At 35.5% G+C, this 21,782-nt stretch carries 18 protein-coding genes; 11 read left to right on the top strand and 7 right to left on the bottom strand.

Annotated features, from left to right (window positions below):
• Window positions 1–5: 5 nt before the first annotated feature.
• Entirely contained in the window at window positions 6–287 is a 282-nt protein-coding gene (locus ABJF08_RS12490) for a riboflavin synthase subunit beta (RefSeq protein ID WP_348116572.1), read from the bottom strand.
• 192 nt (window positions 288–479) lie between these two features.
• A complete protein-coding gene (locus ABJF08_RS12485; RefSeq protein WP_348116571.1) occupies window positions 480–2,096 on the bottom strand; it encodes an ATP-binding cassette domain-containing protein in 1,617 nt (538 codons plus the stop codon).
• Between the two features lie 140 nt (window positions 2,097–2,236).
• Between ABJF08_RS12485 and ABJF08_RS12480 the strand changes: the two genes are divergently transcribed.
• Complete coding sequence (locus tag ABJF08_RS12480) at window positions 2,237–3,697, top strand: hypothetical protein (protein ID WP_348116569.1); 1,461 nt, start codon at window positions 2,237–2,239, stop codon at window positions 3,695–3,697.
• Between the two features lie 76 nt (window positions 3,698–3,773).
• Here the strand turns inward: ABJF08_RS12480 and fsa are convergent, their stop codons facing one another.
• The gene (gene fsa / locus ABJF08_RS12475; protein WP_104515457.1) at window positions 3,774–4,430 is read right to left on the bottom strand and encodes a fructose-6-phosphate aldolase; all 657 of its coding nucleotides are present in this window, start codon (window positions 4,428–4,430) and stop codon (window positions 3,774–3,776) included.
• A gap of 114 nt (window positions 4,431–4,544) precedes the next feature.
• Here fsa and ABJF08_RS12470 point away from each other — a divergent pair, with 114 nt between their 5' ends.
• The 6 genes from ABJF08_RS12470 (at window position 4,545) to ABJF08_RS12445 (ending at window position 11,385) form a co-directional block, all read left to right on the top strand.
• Entirely contained in the window at window positions 4,545–5,357 is an 813-nt protein-coding gene (locus ABJF08_RS12470) for an SUMF1/EgtB/PvdO family nonheme iron enzyme (protein WP_348116568.1), read from the top strand.
• Window positions 5,358–5,523: 166 nt separating this feature from the next.
• Window positions 5,524–6,057 carry a YetF domain-containing protein gene (locus ABJF08_RS12465; protein ID WP_348116567.1) on the top strand — a complete coding sequence of 178 codons (534 nt, stop codon included), beginning with the start codon at window positions 5,524–5,526 and terminating at the stop codon, window positions 6,055–6,057.
• Window positions 6,058–6,153: 96 nt separating this feature from the next.
• The gene (locus tag ABJF08_RS12460; protein ID WP_348116566.1) at window positions 6,154–7,107 is read left to right on the top strand and encodes a calcium/sodium antiporter; all 954 of its coding nucleotides are present in this window, start codon (window positions 6,154–6,156) and stop codon (window positions 7,105–7,107) included.
• 116 nt (window positions 7,108–7,223) lie between these two features.
• A complete protein-coding gene (locus ABJF08_RS12455) occupies window positions 7,224–9,410 on the top strand; it encodes a glutamine synthetase III (protein WP_348116564.1) in 2,187 nt (728 codons plus the stop codon).
• 316 nt (window positions 9,411–9,726) lie between these two features.
• Entirely contained in the window at window positions 9,727–10,905 is a 1,179-nt protein-coding gene (locus ABJF08_RS12450; protein WP_348116563.1) for an AIR synthase related protein, read from the top strand.
• Between the two features lie 132 nt (window positions 10,906–11,037).
• Entirely contained in the window at window positions 11,038–11,385 is a 348-nt protein-coding gene (locus ABJF08_RS12445; protein WP_348116611.1) for a GIY-YIG nuclease family protein, read from the top strand.
• A gap of 70 nt (window positions 11,386–11,455) precedes the next feature.
• On the opposite strand, the gene ABJF08_RS12440 is transcribed toward ABJF08_RS12445, so the two are convergent.
• On the bottom strand, window positions 11,456–11,956 hold the full coding sequence (locus ABJF08_RS12440) for a peptide-methionine (S)-S-oxide reductase (RefSeq protein WP_348116562.1): 501 nt from the start codon (window positions 11,954–11,956) through the stop codon (window positions 11,456–11,458).
• Between the two features lie 63 nt (window positions 11,957–12,019).
• On the opposite strand from ABJF08_RS12440, the gene prfA reads away from it, so the two are divergent.
• Together prfA and pyrF are read left to right on the top strand one after the other, a co-directional pair.
• Window positions 12,020–13,096: a peptide chain release factor 1 gene (gene prfA / locus ABJF08_RS12435; RefSeq protein WP_104515463.1), complete on the top strand. Its 1,077-nt coding sequence runs from the start codon at window positions 12,020–12,022 to the stop codon at window positions 13,094–13,096.
• 147 nt (window positions 13,097–13,243) lie between these two features.
• A complete protein-coding gene (gene pyrF / locus ABJF08_RS12430) occupies window positions 13,244–14,053 on the top strand; it encodes an orotidine-5'-phosphate decarboxylase (protein WP_348116561.1) in 810 nt (269 codons plus the stop codon).
• A gap of 98 nt (window positions 14,054–14,151) precedes the next feature.
• Here pyrF and ABJF08_RS12425 read toward each other — a convergent pair whose 3' ends face one another.
• Window positions 14,152–14,952 carry a methyltransferase domain-containing protein gene (locus ABJF08_RS12425; RefSeq protein WP_348116560.1) on the bottom strand — a complete coding sequence of 267 codons (801 nt, stop codon included), beginning with the start codon at window positions 14,950–14,952 and terminating at the stop codon, window positions 14,152–14,154.
• Between the two features lie 44 nt (window positions 14,953–14,996).
• Between ABJF08_RS12425 and ABJF08_RS12420 the strand changes: the two genes are divergently transcribed.
• Both ABJF08_RS12420 and ABJF08_RS12415 read left to right on the top strand, forming a co-directional pair.
• Window positions 14,997–16,157, top strand: coding sequence for a THUMP domain-containing protein (locus tag ABJF08_RS12420; protein WP_348116559.1), 1,161 nt, complete (start codon window positions 14,997–14,999; stop codon window positions 16,155–16,157).
• A 164-nt stretch (window positions 16,158–16,321) separates the two neighbouring features.
• Window positions 16,322–16,996 (top strand): ZIP family metal transporter, encoded by a 675-nt coding sequence (locus ABJF08_RS12415; RefSeq protein ID WP_348116558.1) that lies wholly within the window; start codon window positions 16,322–16,324, stop codon window positions 16,994–16,996.
• A 163-nt stretch (window positions 16,997–17,159) separates the two neighbouring features.
• On the opposite strand, the gene ABJF08_RS12410 is transcribed toward ABJF08_RS12415, so the two are convergent.
• A complete protein-coding gene (locus ABJF08_RS12410) occupies window positions 17,160–18,596 on the bottom strand; it encodes a TolC family protein (protein WP_348116557.1) in 1,437 nt (478 codons plus the stop codon).
• Window positions 18,586–21,765, bottom strand: a complete 3,180-nt coding sequence (locus ABJF08_RS12405; RefSeq protein WP_348116556.1) for an efflux RND transporter permease subunit — start codon at window positions 21,763–21,765, stop codon at window positions 18,586–18,588. The genes ABJF08_RS12410 and ABJF08_RS12405 overlap by 11 nt, the downstream gene beginning before the upstream one ends.
• Between the last annotated feature and the right edge of the window lie 17 nt (window positions 21,766–21,782).

The raw sequence follows: 21,782 nt of genomic DNA, 5'->3' as shown, positions 1-21,782 counted from the left end.
GTCAATTAGAATCTAAAGATGGATAAATCAAAGTCAATGATCCAAAGAAAAATGAGAACAAGAATAGATATGATAATTAAGAGCCTTCTCTTAACTAGCACATCTGCTCCTTGTTTTAAATCTTGAATCGCATTACCGAATTTACCTTTAAGCCCTACATTTTGCACTGTAGAACGTTGATCATCAAACTTATGTTTAATTTCAAAGGGTTTACCGCCCATACTATTTTTATAGTAACGTGGCTCATAATCGTATTTCTTATTCTTTCTGCGACCTATAATTCCCATAACCTCTGGTATTTTACAAATTTAACGAATACTATATAGACAATGAACAAAGATGATGCCTAGTTATCAAGACAGCGCAATTAAGTTGCTCTAGATCTTCTTATCTGATGACAATTGATTTTTATTTAACTTTTAAGCAAAAAAAATGCGGGCTTTGCCCGCATTTTTTTTTACTCTTTTTCAAATTAAAAACTAAGAATACATCTTATCTCTTAATTCTTTAATTTTTTTATCGTCCATATACTCTTCAAAAGTAGTGTAGCGATCTATAACTCCATTAGGCGTTAACTCTATCACACGATTACCTACAGTCTGAGCAAACTCATGATCATGTGTCGTAAGCAAAACAGTACCCTTAAAGTTCTTTAAACTATTGTTTAAAGCTTGTATAGATTCTAGGTCCAGGTGGTTAGTAGGTTCATCCACTACAAGAACGTTTGCTCTCTTCATCATCATGCGAGATAACATACATCGTACTTTCTCACCTCCAGAAAGTACACGTGCACTTTTAAGAGCCTCTTCTCCAGAAAAAATCATCTTACCTAAGAAACCTCTTATATGTACTTCTTCTCTTTCTTCTTCAGTTTGTGCATATTGTCTCAACCAGTCTACAAGATCTAGATCTACATCAAAGAATTCAGAATTATCAACTGGCAAATAACTTTGTACCGTTGTTACACCCCAAGCAAACTTACCGGCATCTGCAGTAGCGCGATCATTTATGATATCATAAAATAAGGAAGTTGCACGACTGTCTTTAGAGAATAAAACAACTTTATCACCCTTAGCAAGATTAATATCTACGTCTTTAAAAAGCACCTCACCGTCTACAAATCCTTCTAGTTTTTCTACATTTAAGATTTGATCTCCAGCCTCGCGATCTCTTTCAAAAATAATTGCAGGATAACGTCTAGAAGATGGTTTTATCTCAGATATATCTAGTTTATCAATCATCTTCTTACGAGAAGTTGCTTGTTTAGATTTTGCCATGTTTGCACTAAAACGAGCAATAAATTCTTGAAGTTCTTTCTTCTTCTCTTCGGCCTTTTTATTTGCTTGCTGGCGCTGTCTCGCTGCTAGTTGAGAAGACTCATACCAGAAAGTATAGTTACCAGAGTACTGGTTAATTTTACCGAAATCAATATCGGCTATATTTGTACATACGGCATCTAAAAAGTGCCTATCGTGAGATACTACTATTACCGTATTTTCATAATTAGCAAGAAAATGTTCTAACCATGAGATAGTTTCATAATCTAGGTCGTTAGTAGGCTCATCCATTACTAACACGTCTGGAGTTCCAAAAAGCGCTTGTGTAAGAAGAACACGCACTTTTAGTTTGTTATCCATGTCTCCCATAAGAGTGTAATGATACTCCTCGCCTATACCTAGATTAGAAAGTAATGATGCTGCAGAGCTGTCTGCATTCCATCCATCCATTTCTTCAAAGGCAACTTGTAACTCTCCTATTTTCTCTGCATTCTCATCTGTATAATCTGCATAAAGAGCATCGATTTGCGTCTTTAAATCATAAAGAGGCTTATTACCTTTAAGTACTGTTTCTAGTACGGTATCTTCATCGTGAGCATTGTGATCTTGTTCTAGAACAGACATTCTTTTTCCTGCCTCTAGACTTACATGACCACTAGTAGGCTCCATTTTTCCGGTAAGAATTTTTAGAAAAGTAGATTTTCCAGCACCATTTGCTCCGATGATACCATAGCAATTGCTACCACCAAATTTTGCATTTACTTCGTCAAATAATACGCGCTTACCGAATTGTACCGATAAATTAGAAACAGTTAACATAGATTGATTTTTGAATTTGCAAAAATACTCATTCTATTGAGTTTAAAAAGAACTCTTTGACATCATTTTAACAATGCATTAACGCCACATGTAAATCAATAAGTCTTTTTTTGTGGCTATCTCTATTATATAGTGCCTTTATGATTGATTATATCTCGCTTTCGCGAAAGCGAAACTATAAAATTCTTTACATCGCTTTACTAGCGGTGTCTTTAGCAGCTTTAATAAGTTGTGAAGAAGAAAATAGTGGCGAGACTTCTATTGTTTTAACTGGTAAGATTATAAATCCTAAGGCCGATTTTATCGTTCTAAGAAACTATTCTGGAGTTAGAGATACTATCAAATTAAATAAAAAAGGTGTATTTCTTAAGGAATATGAATCTATAACGCCCGGATTATACACTTTTGCGCACCCTACGGAATATCAGTCCATATATATAGGATATGGGGATACCTTAAGGTTGAGGTTAAATACAAAAGCATTCGACGAGTCTCTTGCCTTTACTGGTGCTGCTGCAAAGGAAAATAACTATTTGATCAATTTATTTCTAGAAATTGAAAAAACAAATAGAAACTTAATGAGCGAGTACCATCGCGAGCCTGCTGATTTTAAAAGAATGATTGATGATCTTACCGCAAAGAGAATCAAATCATTAAAGAAAACAGCAAAGAAAAATGGTTTTCAAACTGACTTTGTAGAGAACACAGTAAAGACTATCAGATTCAGCTCATGGTCCACACTAGAACGATATGCCTACACACATTATGGTAAAGGTGATATTTTAAAAAGTGATGTTTTACCATCTAACTTTTATGCTTACCGCGATCATCTAGAAATTTGTGATACAAAACTGCTCAATAATTATGCTTATAGACCTTATGTCACCTCACTAGTTTCTAACGTTGCTCTTTATAACTGCGCTCGCAAACATGGTTCTGGTAAAGCTGTAGATAGAAACGGTTATGAATACCGTAAAGAAAAATTACACGTTATAGATAGTCTTTTTATTAATGAAGAATTAAAAGGAATATTTGCTGGTATCGAAACTAGAAACTTTATTAGGAGTAGAAAAAACGCCGGAGAAATTAACGACCTAGTAGCAGAATTTCTTGAAATATCACAAAATGAGCAGTTAAATAATGAAATTACTAAGATAGCTGCGACATATATTAATTTAGATCCAGGAAACAAATTACCAGATTTTAAAATATATGATGATCAAAAAAACGTCACACAATTATCTTCTAACATAAATGGTTTATCTGTACTTTTTTATTGGTCTAGTAAAAATGAATCTTATGCAATAAGAGTGCATAGAAAAGTGAATGAATTGCGTTACAAATATCCAGAGATTAAATTTATAGGCATTAACCTAGATAATCCTGAAAGTGATGCATGGAAAGATGCTAGGGCACAATTTGGTTTTAATATGGCAACAGAATTTCAACTGGTAAACAGTCAGTCCATAAGCAAGCAACTTGCATTAAGAAACGATAACAGAAGTATGGTTATTGCGCCAGGACTTACTATTCTAGACCCTAATATAAACTTGTTTCATTACAGAATAGAAACTACTCTATTGGGTTATTTAAGTAGATAAATAGAACTTTCAATACTTAAAAAAAGGTGCTTAGTAATTTTACTAAGCACCTTTTTTATGTTTAACTAGATAAAGATTAAGCGTTTCCTTTATTGTAATCTTCTAGAAATTTTGCAAGACCTATATCTGTTAATGGATGTTTTAATAAACCTTCTATAGAAGAAAGAGGTCCAGTCATAACGTCTGCTCCTAATTTTGCACAATCAATAACGTGCATAGTATGTCTTACTGACGCTGCTAGGATCTCTGTATCAAAACCGTAGTTATCGTAAATCATTCTAATTTCGGCAATTAGGTTAAGACCGTCTGTGCTAATATCGTCTAGTCTTCCTATAAATGGAGATACATAAGTGGCACCTGCCTTAGCAGCAAGTAATGCCTGACCAGAACTAAAAACTAAAGTCATGTTAGTTTTAATACCCTTATCTGTAAAATATTTACATGCCTTTACACCATCCTTGATCATAGGTAGTTTTACAACTATCTGGTCATTAAGAGCTGCAAGTGCCTCTCCTTCTTTAACCATTCCTTCATAGTCAGTAGAAATAACCTCTGCACTGACGTCTCCGTCTACTAGTTCACAGATTTTTTTATAGTGATTGATAATATTCTCTTGACCAGTTATTCCCTCTTTAGCCATAAGAGAAGGGTTTGTAGTCACTCCGTCTAGGATTCCCATATCCTGAGCATCAGCTATTTGGTCTAAGTTTGCGGTATCAATAAAAAATTTCATCGTTGTGTATTTAGATGTTAAATATAAATCTAGTACAAAAATGGAGATTCCCTTTATTAAATAGGTATTTTTGAATCATTAAATATGATTATTTTTTCAACAAGCTCAAATATTATGAATAAAATTACAAAGCACTCATTTGTAGCACTCTGTATTTTAATAATTACCACCAGTTGTAGTGTTTTTCAACCTGTAGATAGTAACGACCCACTAGTATTAGATCCTTCTACTCCACCTGGCACAATACAACTTACAGAAAATCTATACATAGACAGAGTTCCTGTAACAAATCTTATGTACAAAGAATTTCTAGATAACTTGAGTAACTATTGGTCTTTGAAGAAGCATGAAGAGCTCAAAACATTTCCTAGATTTAATCTAGATGCAGATAGTGTTTTTATTCCATGGACAGGTAACACAAGACTCTTGATGTCCGCAACGCATAGCAAACCACAAGAAATGATTACCTCTCAACTCAGTACTGGTAACTACTCTAGTAGTCCTTTTTTTCAATGGCACCCTGTAGTAAATATTAATAAGGAACAAGCAGAATTATTTTGCCTATGGAGATCTGACCTAGCAAATGCTGTGTATGCGATTAAAAGTAAAAACGAAAGCAAGAGAGCTCGTTTTCCATATAAAGTAAAATACAGATTACCAACAGAAAAGGAAATGATTGCTGCACAGAATAAATTAGAGCGTGAGTTTAAACTGACTAAATATCAAAATCAAATTTTTGCATACACAGGAGATTTCGGATTATTTAGAAGAATGCAAAATGAAACTGAGCAACTTACCATAACTGAAATTAAAGAGATAGGAAAAGATAAAACCTACAACGCTATGCTAGATAGAAATCTTTCTTACTACCAGCAAAACGAATTAAAGACTGGTTTCCGTTGTATTTGTGAAATATTAGAAGAATAATTTAATACCGTTTTACATTTTATCAAAGGCTTAAAAAAAAGCTCCATGAATTCACTCTTTAAGAATTCATGGAGCTTTTACTATTTTAACTATTTGTCAAAACATTAAAGTTTTATAAAAAGCATAGGAATTTCCTGACAAGATTGTAACTTACAATAAAAACAAAATGGAAATCAACTGGGATCACTTTACAAAAGATTGGGATATCATGCCAGAAGTAATAGTTGGGACTATTATCATTTATGCGCTGATTATTATATATACTAGAATTTTTGGTTTAAAGAGTTTTAGTAAAATGACTGGCTTCGACTTCTTAAATACTGTAGCTATAGGTAATTTACTTGCTATGAGTGCAGCTACCAGTTCACCATCTTTATTAGTAGGAGCTTTGCTTATAGGAATTTTCTACTTATTCAATTATCTCATAACCTGGTTCACTTTTAATAGCGAGACCGTAGAAGAGCTCATTGATAACTCTCCTATGCTGTTGATGAAAGATGGTAAAGTATTACATGATAATCTGGAACAAACTAAAGTTACAGAAAACGAATTAAGAGGTAAACTAAGAGAGGCAAATGTTTTAAGACTGAGTGAAGTAAGAGCCGTTATTCTAGAAACGACAGGTGATGTAAGCGTAATCCACTCCTCTGGTAATGAAGAATTAGAGGACTATATAATGAAAGATGTAAGAGTATCATAATTTATGATGAATGCACAAATAACTTTCACAACAAGATTAAATTTCATTAAGGTAGCGATTTTCTTTTGTAGTACATTTGTTCATTAAATTGAGTTAATGAGTTTATTATATTTATTTCTAGGTTTTGTATTATTAGTAGTCGGTGGTGAGTTTCTGGTGAGATCTTCTGTAGGACTATCTCTTAAACTTAGTCTATCTAGAATGATCATTGGGTTAACCGTGGTTTCATTTGCTACAAGCGCACCAGAGCTTATAGTAAGTATACAAGCAGCTATGGACGGCTCTTCTGGAATTGCACTAGGAAATGTAATAGGTTCTAACATAGCAAACATAGGACTGGTATTAGGTGTAACAGCCTTAATCGCCCCACTTGCCATCGATAAAGACTTTTTTAAATTCAACTGGCCTTGGATGATTGTATTTAGTCTATTACTATATATCTTCTTATTTTTTAATCACGACATTAACAGACTTGAAGGTGCTGCTCTGTTATTTTTACTAATAGTTTTCTTGGTATTATTAATAAGAAGAGCTCGTAAAATGCCAGAAGCCGTTGCCGTAGATGATGATCTTAAAGAATCTAAATGGTGGAAAATTTTCTTATTCCTAGGACTAGGTGGCGCAGCATTATGGGTAGGTTCTGAACTTTTAGTAAAAGGAGCTGTGGAAATAGCAGAGAGTCTTGAGATACCAGAAAGTATTATCGCAGTTTCTATGGTTGCCATAGGTACGTCAGTTCCAGAATTAGCAGCATCTGTTATAGCAGCACTCAAAAAAGAAAAAGCTATCTCTTTAGGTAACTTAATAGGATCTAACATTTTTAATATAGCATCTGTTTTGGGTATCACCTCTCTCATACAGCCCATATCCATAAGCGGTGAAAATTCTGGGCTTATAAGTAATGACATCTTTTGGATGTTAGGTTTTGCATTCATCATGCTTCCATTAGCATTTATACCTAAGACATACTCTATAGGTCGATTTAAAGGTATCTTTTTAATGGCTTCGTATGTTCTTTTCGTTTACTTGATATTTATGACCCTAGCATAACAAGGGATATTCACATATTTTAACTGTTATTTTATATCAATACCCTATTTATTTTAGGGGTGTATTAATTATTATACTTATTTTTGCGGTGTATTTTATTAAAATAACACCACATCATGTCTACATTAAGATTTAATGCCTTAAAAGAAACACTCAATCGCCAGCCTATTGAAGTGAATGAACCAAAACGTCGTAGTGATATATTCGGAAAGAATGTATTCAACAAATACGCAATGCGCCAGCACTTAACTAAGCAAGCTTATAAAAGTGTTATAGACGCTATGGAAAACGGCTCTAAAATAAGCCGTGAAGTAGCAGATCATATTTCTACAGGTATGAAAGAATGGTCTATCCAGAATGGTGCAACACACTATACACACTGGTTCCAACCACTTACTGGTGGTACTGCAGAGAAGCACGATGCTTTCTTTGAACTAGAAATGGACGGTGAAGTAATCGAGAAATTTGGTGGCGGACAATTAGTTCAACAAGAGCCAGATGCTTCTTCTTTTCCTAATGGAGGAATAAGAAACACATTTGAAGCTCGTGGTTACACAGCATGGGACCCTACATCACCAGCATTTATAATGGGTACTACTTTATGTATACCTACCGTATTTATAGCTTATACTGGAGAAGCGTTAGATAACAAAACACCTCTTTTAAGATCTCTTCAAGTAATTGATCAAGCGGCGACAGATGTTTGTAAATACTTTGATAAAAACGTTACAAAAACTATCGCAACCCTAGGTTGGGAACAAGAATACTTCTTAATAGATGCTGCATTAGCAGACTCTCGTCCAGATTTACAAATGGCTGGTCGTACCTTACTAGGTCACTCTTCAGCAAAAGGACAACAATTAGATGATCACTACTTCGGTTCTATACCATCTAGAGTATTGAATTACATGCGTGATATGGAAACAGAATGTATGCTATTAGGTATACCTGTTAAAACACGTCACAATGAGGTAGCTCCTAATCAGTTTGAGCTTGCACCTATTTTTGAAGAAGCAAATCTTGCAGTAGATCACAACTCTTTATTAATGGATGTGATGAGAAAAGTAGCTTCACGTCACAACTTTAAAGTATTATTCCATGAAAAGCCTTTTGCAGGAGTAAATGGTTCTGGAAAACATAATAACTGGTCACTTGCGACTAACACTGGTGTAAATTTACTTTCTCCAGGTAGCACACCTATGAAGAACTTACAGTTCTTAACTTTCTTTGTAAATACTATAAAAGCAGTACACGATAACGAAGAGTTAGTTAGAGCAACTATAGCTAGTGCGTCTAACGATCACCGTCTAGGAGCAAATGAAGCACCACCGGCAATTATCTCTGTATTTATAGGTTCTCAATTAACTAAAGTTCTTGACGAATTAGAAAAAGTAACAGACGGAAAACTATCTCCAGAAGAAAAAACAGACCTTAAACTTAATGTGGTAGGTAAGATCCCAGAAGTAATTCTAGATAACACAGATCGTAACCGTACATCTCCTTTTGCATTTACAGGTAATAAATTTGAATTACGTGCCGTAGGTTCTACAGCAAACTGTGCAAACCCAATGACTGTTCTTAACGCAATCGTAGCACAGCAACTGATTGAATTTAAGGAAGAAGTAGACGCTCTTATTAAGGACAAAAAACTTAAGAAAGACGAGGCTATCTTTAACGTACTACGTGAATACATCAAGCAATCTAAGAAGATTCGTTTTGAAGGCGATGGTTATGGAGAAGCATGGGAAAAAGAAGCTGAAAAGCGTGGTTTAAGTAACAATAAAACTACTCCTACAGCTCTTAAAGCAAAAGTTTCTAAGAAAACTATTAAGCTTTATGAAGACTTAAACATCATGAGTAAGGTCGAGACAGAATCTCGTTATGAAATTGAAGTTGAAGAATATGCAATGCGCATACAGATAGAAGGACGTATCCTAGGTGACATCGCACGTAACCATGTAATTCCTACAGCTGTAAAATATCAAAACAGATTGATAGAAAACGTAGTAGGACTTAAAGAAATCTATGGCAAAGACTTTAAGAAAGTTGCTAAAGAACAAATGATTCTTATTGAAGAGATCTCAGAGCATATTGAGAAAATCAACAAAGGAATTACAGAAATGACTGACGCTCGTAAAAAAGCAAACAAAGCTAAAAACGCTGAAGAAACTGCTGCTCAATACTGTGATAACGTAAAACCTTACTTTGATGTAATACGTTACAGCTGTGATAAACTAGAATTATTAGTAGACGATGAATTATGGCCACTTACTAAGTACCGTGAATTATTATTTACTCGTTAATCAACAAGTTTATAAATGATTTAAAAGCCTCTAATTTAATTATTAGAGGCTTTTTTATGTTTCGCTTTCGCGAAAGCGGAAACTAAAGAACACTGAATTCAGTAATTCTCAAAATCATAAATAAGAGAAAAAATCAATTATACTCCTTCTTACTTGCTAGCTTTAAAAAGAGCAACCGTAATCTTATTGAGTATTCTTCATATTTAATAAACAGAACAATCCGATTCAGAATATTTCTTAACAACCTATTCATACTTTTTACTTAATACTTAAAAGTTAATAGCTCTTAATTGCTTGTAAATATTAAATTTGCCATATGAGCCAAGACATTTCCAAAAGATATGCGCAGCGTGGTGTAAGCGCTGGCAAAGAAGACGTACATAACGCGATTAAAAACGTAGACAAAGGACTGTTTCCACAGGCTTTTTGTAAAATAGTACCAGATTCTCTGACAGGATCTGAAGACCACTGTCTTATTATGCACGCAGATGGTGCTGGGACAAAGTCTAGTCTTGCCTACATGTACTGGAAAGAAACCGGAGACATTTCTGTATGGAAAGGAATCGCTCAAGATGCTTTAATAATGAATGTAGACGACTTGCTTTGTGTAGGCGCTACAGATAACATACTACTTTCTAGCACTATAGGAAGAAATAAAAACCTCATTACAGGAGAAGTAATCAGTGCCATTATTAATGGTACCGAAGAACTTATAGCAGATTTAAAATCACACGGTGTAGAAATTATTTCTACCGGTGGAGAAACGGCAGATGTAGGTGATCTTGTAAGAACCATAATTGTTGACTCTACCGTTACCGCGCGTATGAAACGTAGTGATGTAGTTGATAATGCAAATATAAAAGCTGGTGACGTAATAATAGGACTTTCTAGTTCTGGACAGGCTACTTATGAAACAGAATACAACGGTGGTATGGGGTCTAACGGTCTTACTAGCGCTAGACATGACGTTTTTAACAAAAGCCTTAAAGAAAATTTTCCAGCGAGTTATGATGCAGCCGTACCAGAAGATTTAGTTTATTCTGGTTCAAAAAACTTAACTGATGCTGTAGAAAACAGTCCGCTAGACGCAGGTAAATTAGTACTATCGCCTACTCGTACCTACGCTCCTATTATTAAAAAGATATTAAGCGATGTAAATCGTGCAGATTTACATGGAATGGTACACTGTTCTGGTGGTGCACAAACTAAGATTTTACACTTTGTAAACGACTTGCACATCATAAAAGATAACATGTTTGAATTGCCACCACTTTTCAAAATGATACAAGAAGAATCTGGTACCGACTGGAAAGAAATGTATCAGGTTTTCAACATGGGACACCGCATGGAACTTTATGTAAATGAATCTATAGCACAAGAAATTATTGAGATTTCTAAGTCATTTAATGTAGATGCAAAAATCATAGGCCGTGTAGAAGCGGCAAGCTCTAAGAAACTTACTATCGATAGTGAGTTTGGTGTTTTTGAGTATTAGAAATATCACTCTATATGTTTGAAACATTCTCGAATACAGACTGTTTTAAACTTGTCGATAGGCTCGAACTGACATCATTCGATGTCAGTTCGAGCGCAGTCGAGAACGATTACTGGTCTAAAAGCTTTATTAATAAAATACTACCATCTTTACATTCTTGAATGCTCTGATGGCTTGTTATACACAGGAATGACTAATGATCTTGAGAGACGTCTGGAAGAACACCATATTGGTAAAAACCCTAGATCCTTCACTTTCAAAAGAAGGCCACTAAAACTGATTTATAGAAAGCGTTTTATAGATGTACGGTATTGCATTTACTACGAAAAGAAAATCAAGAAATGGAGTGCTGCAAAAAAACGAGCATTAGCTAACGGAGAATTTGACACCATACAAATTCTTGCAGAATGCAGAAATATGACTCATCACAAGTATCAACCTACAAAGCATGAAATCGATACCGCTATTAAGGAGTTTTAGGACTTTTTTTTAATTATAATAACAACTCTTTATTAAATCATTCTCGACTGCGCTCGAATTGACTATCCACCTATTTATTTATTTGCGCATCCCCATAATCCTTCAACATCTCCTTCACAACCTCTAATTTCGGCTCAATATATCGTTTACAGAACGGTGCATCTGATCTCGTCTTGTAATAATTTTGTATAGATTCTCGCGAGGCTTCAAAGGATAAAAAAGGAATGATGTGAGTGATGTATTTTTCGTTCCGCTTTCGCGAAAGCGAGATCACAACACCCTCTATCCTATCTTTTATTTCTTCATCAAAATAATAAATAGCACTGCGATAATCGTGACGCCTGCTGTGTTCCTTAGTCGAAGAATGCGTCTGAAGATGTATATCAATAATTTTTTCTAAAATAGACAGATCCGAAAAATGAATAATAACAGCTTCACTTTTTGTATCATAGGGCTCACGACTAGATATGTAACCTTGCTCTACTTTATGCACACCATCAACTGCCTGAAAAACAGCTTCTGTACACCAATGACAGCCACCACCTAATCCTAGTTTTACTCCTGATTTCATAAGCGAGATTATAATTTAAAATTACGAGCAAATTCCGTATTTTCGCAACACTTGATATAGACCATGATAGATAAATTAAATATTGTAAAAAATCGTTTTGACGAGGTAAATGACCTAATCATTCAACCAGATATTATATCTGACCAAAAACGATACGTACAACTGACTAAAGAATATAAAGATCTTAAAAATCTCATGGATAAACGTGAGATTTATATAGAATTAACTGCAAATCTTGACGAGGCAAAAGAAATCATAGCAGACGGTAGTGATGCCGATATGGTAGAAATGGCTCAAATGCAACTGGATGAAGCTAAAGAGGCTATTCCTGCTCTTGAAGAAGAAATACGCATGATGCTGGTTCCTAAAGATCCAGAAGATGCCAAGAATGCAGTAATGGAAATACGTGCTGGTGCTGGTGGTGATGAGGCGAGTATTTTTGCTGGTGACTTATTTAGAATGTATGAAAAATACTGTTCTAGTAAAGGCTGGAGTACGAGTGTAGTAGATACTAGTCATGGTACTAGTGGTGGTTATAAAGAAATCATTCTAGAAGTAAATGGTGAAGATGTGTATGGAACACTCAAGTTTGAAGCTGGAGTACACCGTGTACAACGTGTACCACAAACTGAAACTCAAGGTCGTGTACACACGAGTGCCGCTACGGTTATGGTACTTCCTGAGGCTGAAGAATTTGACGTAGAACTGGACATGACAGAAGTACGTATAGAACGTACCACCTCTACTGGTCCTGGTGGACAGTCAGTAAACACTACTTATAGTGCAATAAAATTACACCACGAGCCTACTGGTATGATCGTGAGTTGTCAAGATCAAAAATCTTCTCATAAAAACCTGGAGAAAGCCTTAAAGGTTTTACGTTCTCGTTTATATGAAATGGAGCTTGCAAAGAAAATGGAAGCTGACTCTGAAAAGCGTAAAAGCATGGTGAGCTCTGGTGACCGTAGTGCAAAGATTAGAACTTATAACTATTCACAAGGTCGTGTGACAGATCACCGTATCAACCTTACTTTATATGATCTAGATAATATTATCAATGGTGATATTCAAAAAATTATCGACGAGCTTCAACTGGTAGATAATACCGAGAAGTTGAAAATGACTGACGAAGGTTTATAACGGCGCATAACATACGACGGAGCATTCCTTGAGTATGTCTGCACCTAAACTTTTTTTGTTCATTTGATGTATCTGCACCGGTATTGACAGAAAAGATACATCAAACTCAGTAAAGGGTGGATCGCATCCGCCGAAATAACTATCTCTATGACCTTAGATAAACTTCATTCTCAAATCAACAAAAAGAAATCCTTCCTATGCGTAGGTCTAGATGTTGATTTAGAAAAAATACCAGCTCATTTATTAAAAGAGGAGGATCCTATTTTTGCTTTTGCAAAGGCTATTATAGATGCTACTCATGACCTTTGTGTAGCTTATAAACCTAACACAGCATTCTTTGAGGCATATGGAGTAAAAGGCTGGATGGCTTTAGAAAAAACGATCCATTACCTCAACGAGAATTATCCAGATCATTTCACTATAGCCGATGCTAAACGTGGCGATATAGGAAACACGTCTACTAGATATGCAAAGGCTTTTTATGAAGACCTAAACTTTGATAGTGTAACGATTGCTCCTTATATGGGAAAAGATTCTGTAGAGCCGTTTTTAGCCTTTGAAGATAAGTTTGCCATTTTACTAGCGCTTACTTCTAATCAAGGTGCTTATGATTTCCAGACTAAAACTGTAGATGGAAAACCTCTATACCAGGAAGTTCTTAAAACAGCGTCTCAATATGAGAATAGTGATAGATTAATGTATGTAGTAGGTGCTACAAAAGCAGAATATCTAGCAGACATTAGAAAAATAGTTCCAGATTCTTTCTTGCTAGTTCCTGGAGTTGGTGCTCAAGGTGGCTCACTTGAAGAAGTAGTAAAGTATGGAAAGAATGACCAAATAGGGTTGTTAGTAAACTCTTCACGTGGTATTATTTATGCCTCAAACGGGAATGATTTTGCCGAGGCTGCAAGAGCAAAAGCGCTCGATTTACAGCAACAAATGGCTGATTTGATATAGAAAACAGTTTTAATAAAAAACTTAAAATAAGATAATCCCTTATTTAATTCGTGTAAGAATTAAATAAGGGATTATGCATTTATAATAAAAAGGTTGTTTTAATTTCTAAAAATCATGATTAAACGATCTGATGTTTCTTGATTATAGTCTTCTAACTGGTAATTACCATATACATCTATTAATTCCACTCCTGCTGCTGCAAAATAACTTTGAAAATCTTCTAAGGTTAATGCACTTACACGCTCTGTAAAATGGTAATCATGATCGTTATCTGTAAATTTTATGTCTTTGTAGATAAAGCCATTTTCAAAACGTCGTGAGTTATGAAAGGTGATTCCTTCTTCTGTTTTAGAGTTTTCTTTTACTAGGTTTTCAACTACATAATGTGCGTTCATAAAATCAATAACCGCATATCCACCTGGTTTCAGGTTTGACTTAATCGCCTCGATGGTTTTAAGATTATCTGCCGCATCATCAAAATACCCAAAACTGGTAAACAGATTAAAAACAGCATCAAAAGTCTGGTCATAAGGAACCGTCATATTGTGCACATGAAACTCTATTCGAGAAGCATCGATAGGATTTAATTCTGTATTTTCTTCATTAATGGAAGGTGTAGAAGTGGTTTTTCTTAATTCCGCTTTCGCGAAAGCGATACTACTATCACTCAAATCAACACCAGTTACACGGTATCCTAATTTATTAAGATACATGCTATGACGTCCACGACCACAAGCTAGGTCCATGATATGAGCGTCTTTACTCAACTTTAAACGCTGTGTAAGTCGCTGCATAAACTGTCCAGCCTCTGTGTAATCACGGTCTCTATATAGGATGTGATAATACGGTGTGTCGAACCAACTAGCGAACCATTGATCTGATGTGTTTACATTGCTCATAGACCGCAAAAATACCTTAATTTTGCCGTTCAAATCTCACGAAAATGTCTCAAAATTTTAAGATGATTGCCAAAACGCTTTTTGGCCTAGAAGAAGTACTTGAAAAAGAGTTGCGTCAACTAGGTGCCATGAATATAAAGCGTGGTGTCCGTATGGTAGAGTTTACTGGTGACCAAGGCTTTATGTACAAAGCAAACATGATGTTGCGTACCGCTATTAGAATTTTAAAACCTATTTATAGTTTTAGAGCACGTAATGAGGTGGATCTTTATGATGGAATTTATCAATATGACTGGTCTAAACATTTAACACATCATGACACGATTGCTGTGCATGGTACGATTGCGTCACAGTATTTTAATCATAGTCAGTATGTGGCTTTAAAGACTAAAGATGCAATAGTAGATCAAATACGTCGCAATACAGGACAACGTCCAGATGTGGATACTAAACATCCTGATTTGAGAATTTCTGTGCATATAAATGACCAAAACGTAGACGTATCTTTAGATACGAGTGGTGATCCATTATACAAGCGTGGTTATAGAAATATGACTAACGAGGCTCCTATTAATGAAGTGCTAGCTGCTGGAATCATATTATTAAGTAACTGGGATCAACGTTCTACTTTTATAGACCCTATGTGTGGTAGTGGTACGATAGCTATCGAGGCTGCTATGATAGGTGCTAACATTGCTCCTAATATAAACCGTCCTGAATTTGGCTTTGAAAAATGGCCTGATTATGATAATCAGTTGTTTGAGAATATTCAAGAGAGCTGTTTAAAGAAAATGCGCGAGTTTGATGGTAAAATAATCGCACGTGATACAGATGGTTACACGGTAGAAAAAGCTGTTGAAAACGTGAAAAATGCCAATCTAAGTGATTTTATTACGGTAGAAAAAGGAGATTTTTTTAGAGATCATCAAAGTGCAAGTGCTTTTATTTTATTTAACCCACCGTATGATGAGCGTATATCTGTAGATGTAGAAGAGTTTTACAAGGAGATAGGTGACACTTTAAAGCAACGTTATGCTGGGTCTACTGCATGGATGATTACTGGTAACATGGAGGCTCTTAAATTTGTAGGTTTGCGTCCATCACGTAAAATCCAATTATATAACGGTAAAATAGAGGCGAGACTAGTTAAATACGAGATGTATAAAGGAACTAAGAAATTGCATAAAATAAATAAGGAGCAGTAGCTTATGAGTTAGTGAGTCGTGAGTATTTGAGTTTTGAACCTTGTATAAGCTCCTTTATTTCAATAGACATATAACGCTAAGGAAATACTATGAACTAAATTTGCGATGCTCTAATCAAACAATAGTCACTCTGAAATTATAACTTTGAATTCTCAATTCTTTAAATGAATATACTTCTTCCTTTTCTTGCTGTTATTTTAGGATTTGTGGCGACGTTGCTATTAAAGCCTCAGTCTCAAAAGAAGATCAAGTTATTGCTTGCCTTTTCTGGGGCGTTTTTGTTGAGCGCTGTAGCAAGTGAGTTTTTACCAGAAATCTATGAAGTAGGTGATAGCCGTTATGGGGCTTATTTACTAGCTGGTATGTTTGTACAGATTGTTCTGGAATTCTTTTCAAAAGGTGCTGAACATGGACATTTACACGTGAAAAAATCTGGCACTTCTTTTCCTACTGTATTATTTGTGAGTTTGTGTTTTCATGCATTTTTAGAAGGAATGCCTTTACAAGAAACTCATGATCATGGAATGCTATATGGTATTGCAGTTCATAAATTACCTATTGCATTTATATTCGGTTCCTTTTTGTTAGCCAGTGGTTTATCAAAGATAAAAGCTTTATTGATCATTTTATTATTTGCAGCCATGTCACCACTGGGAAGTTTAATAGCTGGAAACCTTCCTTTCTTACAAGATATGATGTTGCCTCTCAAAGCAATAGTGGCAGGTATTGTTCTTCATGTTTCTACTACCCTTATCCTAGAAGCTAGTGAAGGTCACAGATTTAATCTCGCAAAAATCGTTGTGATGCTTATAGGTGGTATTTTAGGATTTTTATTGTAAAGCAACTATAAAAATATAATAACATATAACTATTAGGTTTTATTAATTCCGCTTTCGCGAAATCAGAACTACAAAAAAGCTATTTCTACATAAAAAAGAAATGGGTAATGCCATCCACATTACCCATCTCTAATCACTCCAATCTAATAGTCTTACTTACTACTTAGCGCCAGCCACCACCTAATGCTTTATAAAGATCTACAGTTGCTATCATTTGCTCTTTTTTAGTATGGATCAACTCCTTACGAGCCTCTAATGCATCACGTTGTGTTAAAAGCACCTCCATATAATCTGCTCTTGCGTACTGAAATAACTGGTTTGCTATCTCTATGGATTCTGTTAATGACTGTACTTGTTGCTCTTTTAAATCATAACTTTTAACTAAATAATCCAGATTAGAAACTTGGTTAGCAACTTCTTTATAAGCATTTAATAGTTGCTGCTCATACTCATATGCGGCCTGTATCTGTCGCGCATTTGCATTTTTGTACGCTGCCTTAATAGCATTTCTATTCACTAACGGCGCCATAACGTCTGCCGCGGCAGAGTATAAAAGTGACTCTGGTGTGTTTAATAAAAACTTAGGGTTAAAGGCATTAAAACCTACACCAGCTTTGATTCCTATGGATGGATAGAAATCTGCCTTGGCAACTTTTATATTTAAACGGCTTGCTGCTAGTTCTAATTCGGCCTGACGTACATCTGGCCTGTTTTGCAACAGTTGTGATGGGATACCAGTTTGAACGATTTTAGGAACCAGATCTATAAAATCGGTCGCATTTCTAACTATAGGTTGCGGTGTGCGACCTAGTAGAAAATTAATTTCATTTTCTATCTCACGTATTTCTTGTTTTACGAGATACACCTCACTTTTGTTCTTTTGAACTTCTGCCTGAAAACGTTTTACTGCTAGTGAAGTGGTACGCGCTCCTTCTTTTAAGAGCTTAACGACTTCTAGTGCATTTTCTTGAATTTCAATATTTTGATTCAAATTTTGTAATTCGTTATCAAGTGCTACTAGTTCATAATAAGAACGTGCTACTTCAGAAACAAGATTAGTAATCAGTAGGTTTTTACCTTCTGTAGTGGCTAGATATTCTAGAACAGCAGCTTTTTTCGCGTTTCTTAGTTTTTTCCAGATATCTAGTTCCCATGATGCAGTAGCTCCTAATTTAAAATCACCTAATGGATCTGGAAATGCTTTTCCGTCTCTGATGTTTAAACTTTCTTCTACAGCACCATTGCGTGTATATTCACCAACTTTTTCTACCTCAGCTCCTGCGCCTAGATTTACAAATGGTAGGTACTCTCCTTTTCTAGTCTGAATCTCATTTTGAGACATCATGATCTTTTGGAGCATAATGTTTACCTCTTTATTATTTACAACAGCCTCATCAATAAGGTCTGTTAAAGCAGGATCTTCAAAGAAGGTTTTCCAGTCTGCCTTTGCAGAGTTTACAGAATCTGTGACTTCATTTTGATATGTAGCCGGCAAGTTCTTATTAGGGTCTTTTTGAGTCACTTTAGGTAATGCACAAGAATGCACTAATAGTACAATCAGTACAGCGACTAGAGTTTTTATAATTGAATTAGTCTTCATTTTTCTGATCGTTGTAGTTATACTCTTCCGTTAATGGTTCAAAATCTTCGTCCTTAATCATAGAACGTTTATCTGCTATAGTTGCAAAAATGTAATACAGCCCAGGAATTACTAAAACACCGAATACAGTACCGAATAACATACCACCCATGGCAGATGTTCCTATGGTACGGTTACCTACAGCACCTGCTCCACTAGCTATTACTAGAGGTATAAGTCCTGCGATAAAAGCAAACGATGTCATTAAGATAGGGCGGAAACGAACCTTTGCTCCCTCTATAGCTGCTTCTCTTATAGACATACCATCGTTACGTTTTTGAACGGCATATTCTATAATCAACACGGCATTTTTACCCAGTAGTCCTACCAGCATGACCAGACCTACTTGTGCATAAATATCATTTGCCAGACCTAGTGTTTTTAACAAAAAGAATGATCCAAAAATCCCAACTGGTAAGGATAGAATTACTGCTAGCGGTAGTATAAAGCTCTCATACTGTGCAGCAAGTACGAAATAAACAAATATCAATACGATACCAAAAATGATAATTGCTTCATTACCTCTTCTAGCCTCGTCAAAGGAAAGTCCTTCCCATGCAATATCATAACCTCTAGGTAGGGTTTCATTTGCTACTTCTCGAACGGCTTTTATCGCATCATCTGTAGTAAATCCCTTTGCCGGATTACCTCTTATCGCTGCAGAGTTGTAAAGGTTATACCTTGTCACTTCATTAGGCCCTTGTTTTTTGTTCAATTTCATAAATGCAGAATAAGGTACCATTTCACCAACATCATTCTTTACATAATAATCCAGTATATCGCTAGGATACCTTCTGTATTCTGGACCAGCCTGAGTATATACTTTGAAGAAGTTATTGAATCTTGTAAAACCTTGTTCATAGGTACTACCTATTAGAATGTTTAGATTTTCCATTGCTACACCTATAGAAACTCCTTTTTGCATAGCAAGGGCGTTATCTATTTCTAACTCATATTGAGGATAATTTGCTGCATAGAAGGTAAACAGACCACTCAACTCTTCTCTTTTACCTAGGGCATCCATAAAATCTTGATTGATTTTATCAAATTCCTGATAATCAGTTTCATTGTTTTGATCTATTAAACGTAAGGCTAGACCACCAGCTGCTCCATAACCTGGTACTGCAGGCGGCTCAAAAAATTCAATGACCGCACCCATCTTTTCAGTTTCCTCTTCTAGTTGTTCAATGATTTCGTGCACAGAATGCTCTCTATCTGTCCAGTCTTTTAAGTTGATCAAACAGGTACCAGCATTAGAACCACGTCCTTCAGTTAAGATTTCATAACCTGCTAGAGATGACACAGACTGAATTCCATCTATCTCTTCGGCTATGGCTTGTAACTGTCTAGAAACTTTGTTAGTTTCTTCTAGAGTAGACCCAGGTGGTGTTTGTACAATAGCATAAATCATCCCTTGATCTTCATTAGGTATAAACCCTGCAGGAAGTGTTTTATTTACAAAGAATGTAGCGGCTATAAAAGCTCCTAACACTACGATAGTTAATAAACGTCTAGAGACTATTTTCTCTAAAACATTAGTATATCTACCTGTAAGTTTTTCAAATAGATTATTAAAACCATCTAATAAATAAGTGATAGGTGTTTTACGTTTTTTCTTACCATGGTTATTTTTCAAAATCATAGCACACAACACTGGTGTCAAAGTAAGTGCTACCACTGCAGATAAAGTAATCGCCGAAGCCATAGTTATTGCAAACTGTCTATAAAATACACCTACCGGACCACTCATAAATGCAACCGGCACAAATACAGCTACCATAAGTAAAGTAATAGCTACAATTGCTCCACCTATTTCTCCTAGAACCTGCTGGGCTGCTTTATATGGGGAAATACCAGGTATTTCTTCCATTTTTGCATGCACTGCCTCTACCACTACTATGGCATCATCTACCACGATTCCTATAGCAAGAACTAACGCAAACAATGTAATTAAGTTAATTGTTAACCCAAACATTTGCATAACAAAAAAGGCCCCTATCAATGATATAGGTACAGCAAGTACAGGAATTAATGTGGAACGCCAGTCACCTAAGAATAGAAATACAACTAGAGATACTAGTATGAAAGCCTCTCCTAGGGTATGTATTACTTTTTCAATAGAGGCATCTAAGAAGTTAGAAACATCATAACTCACTTCATATTCCATACCAGCAGGAAAGTCCTGCTTCATGGTTTCCATCTTTTCTTTAATCTGGTCGATAACGTCACTGGCATTACTACCATAAGACTGTTTTAAAACGATTGCTGCAGATGGATATCCATCTTTATTAGAATAAATATCAAAGAATTCACTTCCCAATTCTACACGAGCAAGATCTTTAAGTCTTAATATCTCGCCATCAGGGCTTGCCTTTATAATTATATCTTCATATTCTTCTGGCTTATTGTACCTTCCTTTGTAAACTAATACATATTCTAGTGATTGTGCTTCCTGACCAGAACTACGACCTAATCGTCCCGGTCTACCTATGACACTTTGCTCATTAATAGCTTCCATGATCTCTTCTGTAGAAACATTATATGCTCTCATGCGGTCTGGTTTTAACCATAAACGCATCGCATACTGTCTACTACCTAATATCTTTGCACTAGATATACCGTTCACCCTTTTAATTTCAGGTATTACGTTTGCATTTGCATAGTTGTACAAGAACTTTTCATCGTCATTTTTGTTTTTACTATAGAGGTTTACGTACATCAACATACTAGGTTGTACTCTAGAAACTACTACACCTTCTAGCTGAACTAGCGGTGGTAATTTATTGATAACCTGATCTACACGATTTTTTACGTTAACCACCGCTACATTAGGATCTTCACCTAATTCAAAAATAACTTGAATGGTAGCTTCACCTGCACTAGTTGCGTCAGACACGATATATTTCATTCCTTGAACACCATTTATCGCTCTTTCTAGCGGTATAAGTGTCGTATTAGTAAGTACCTCAGCACTAGAACCTGGATAAGCTACAGTGATAAGTACACGTGGTGGCGCTATTTCTGGAAATTGTGAAATAGGAAGGCTCTTAATCGATAATCCACCGATAATCATAATAATCAACGAGACTACTATGGCCAATACTGGTCTTTTTATAAAATTTTTAAACATCTTATTATTTTTTGAAA

The sequence above is a fragment of the Nonlabens sp. genome, from assembly GCF_039941875.1.
Taxonomy (GTDB): domain Bacteria; phylum Bacteroidota; class Bacteroidia; order Flavobacteriales; family Flavobacteriaceae; genus Nonlabens.
Note: the sequence above shows the minus strand (reverse complement) of the source record. Positions and strands in the feature narration are given on the sequence as shown.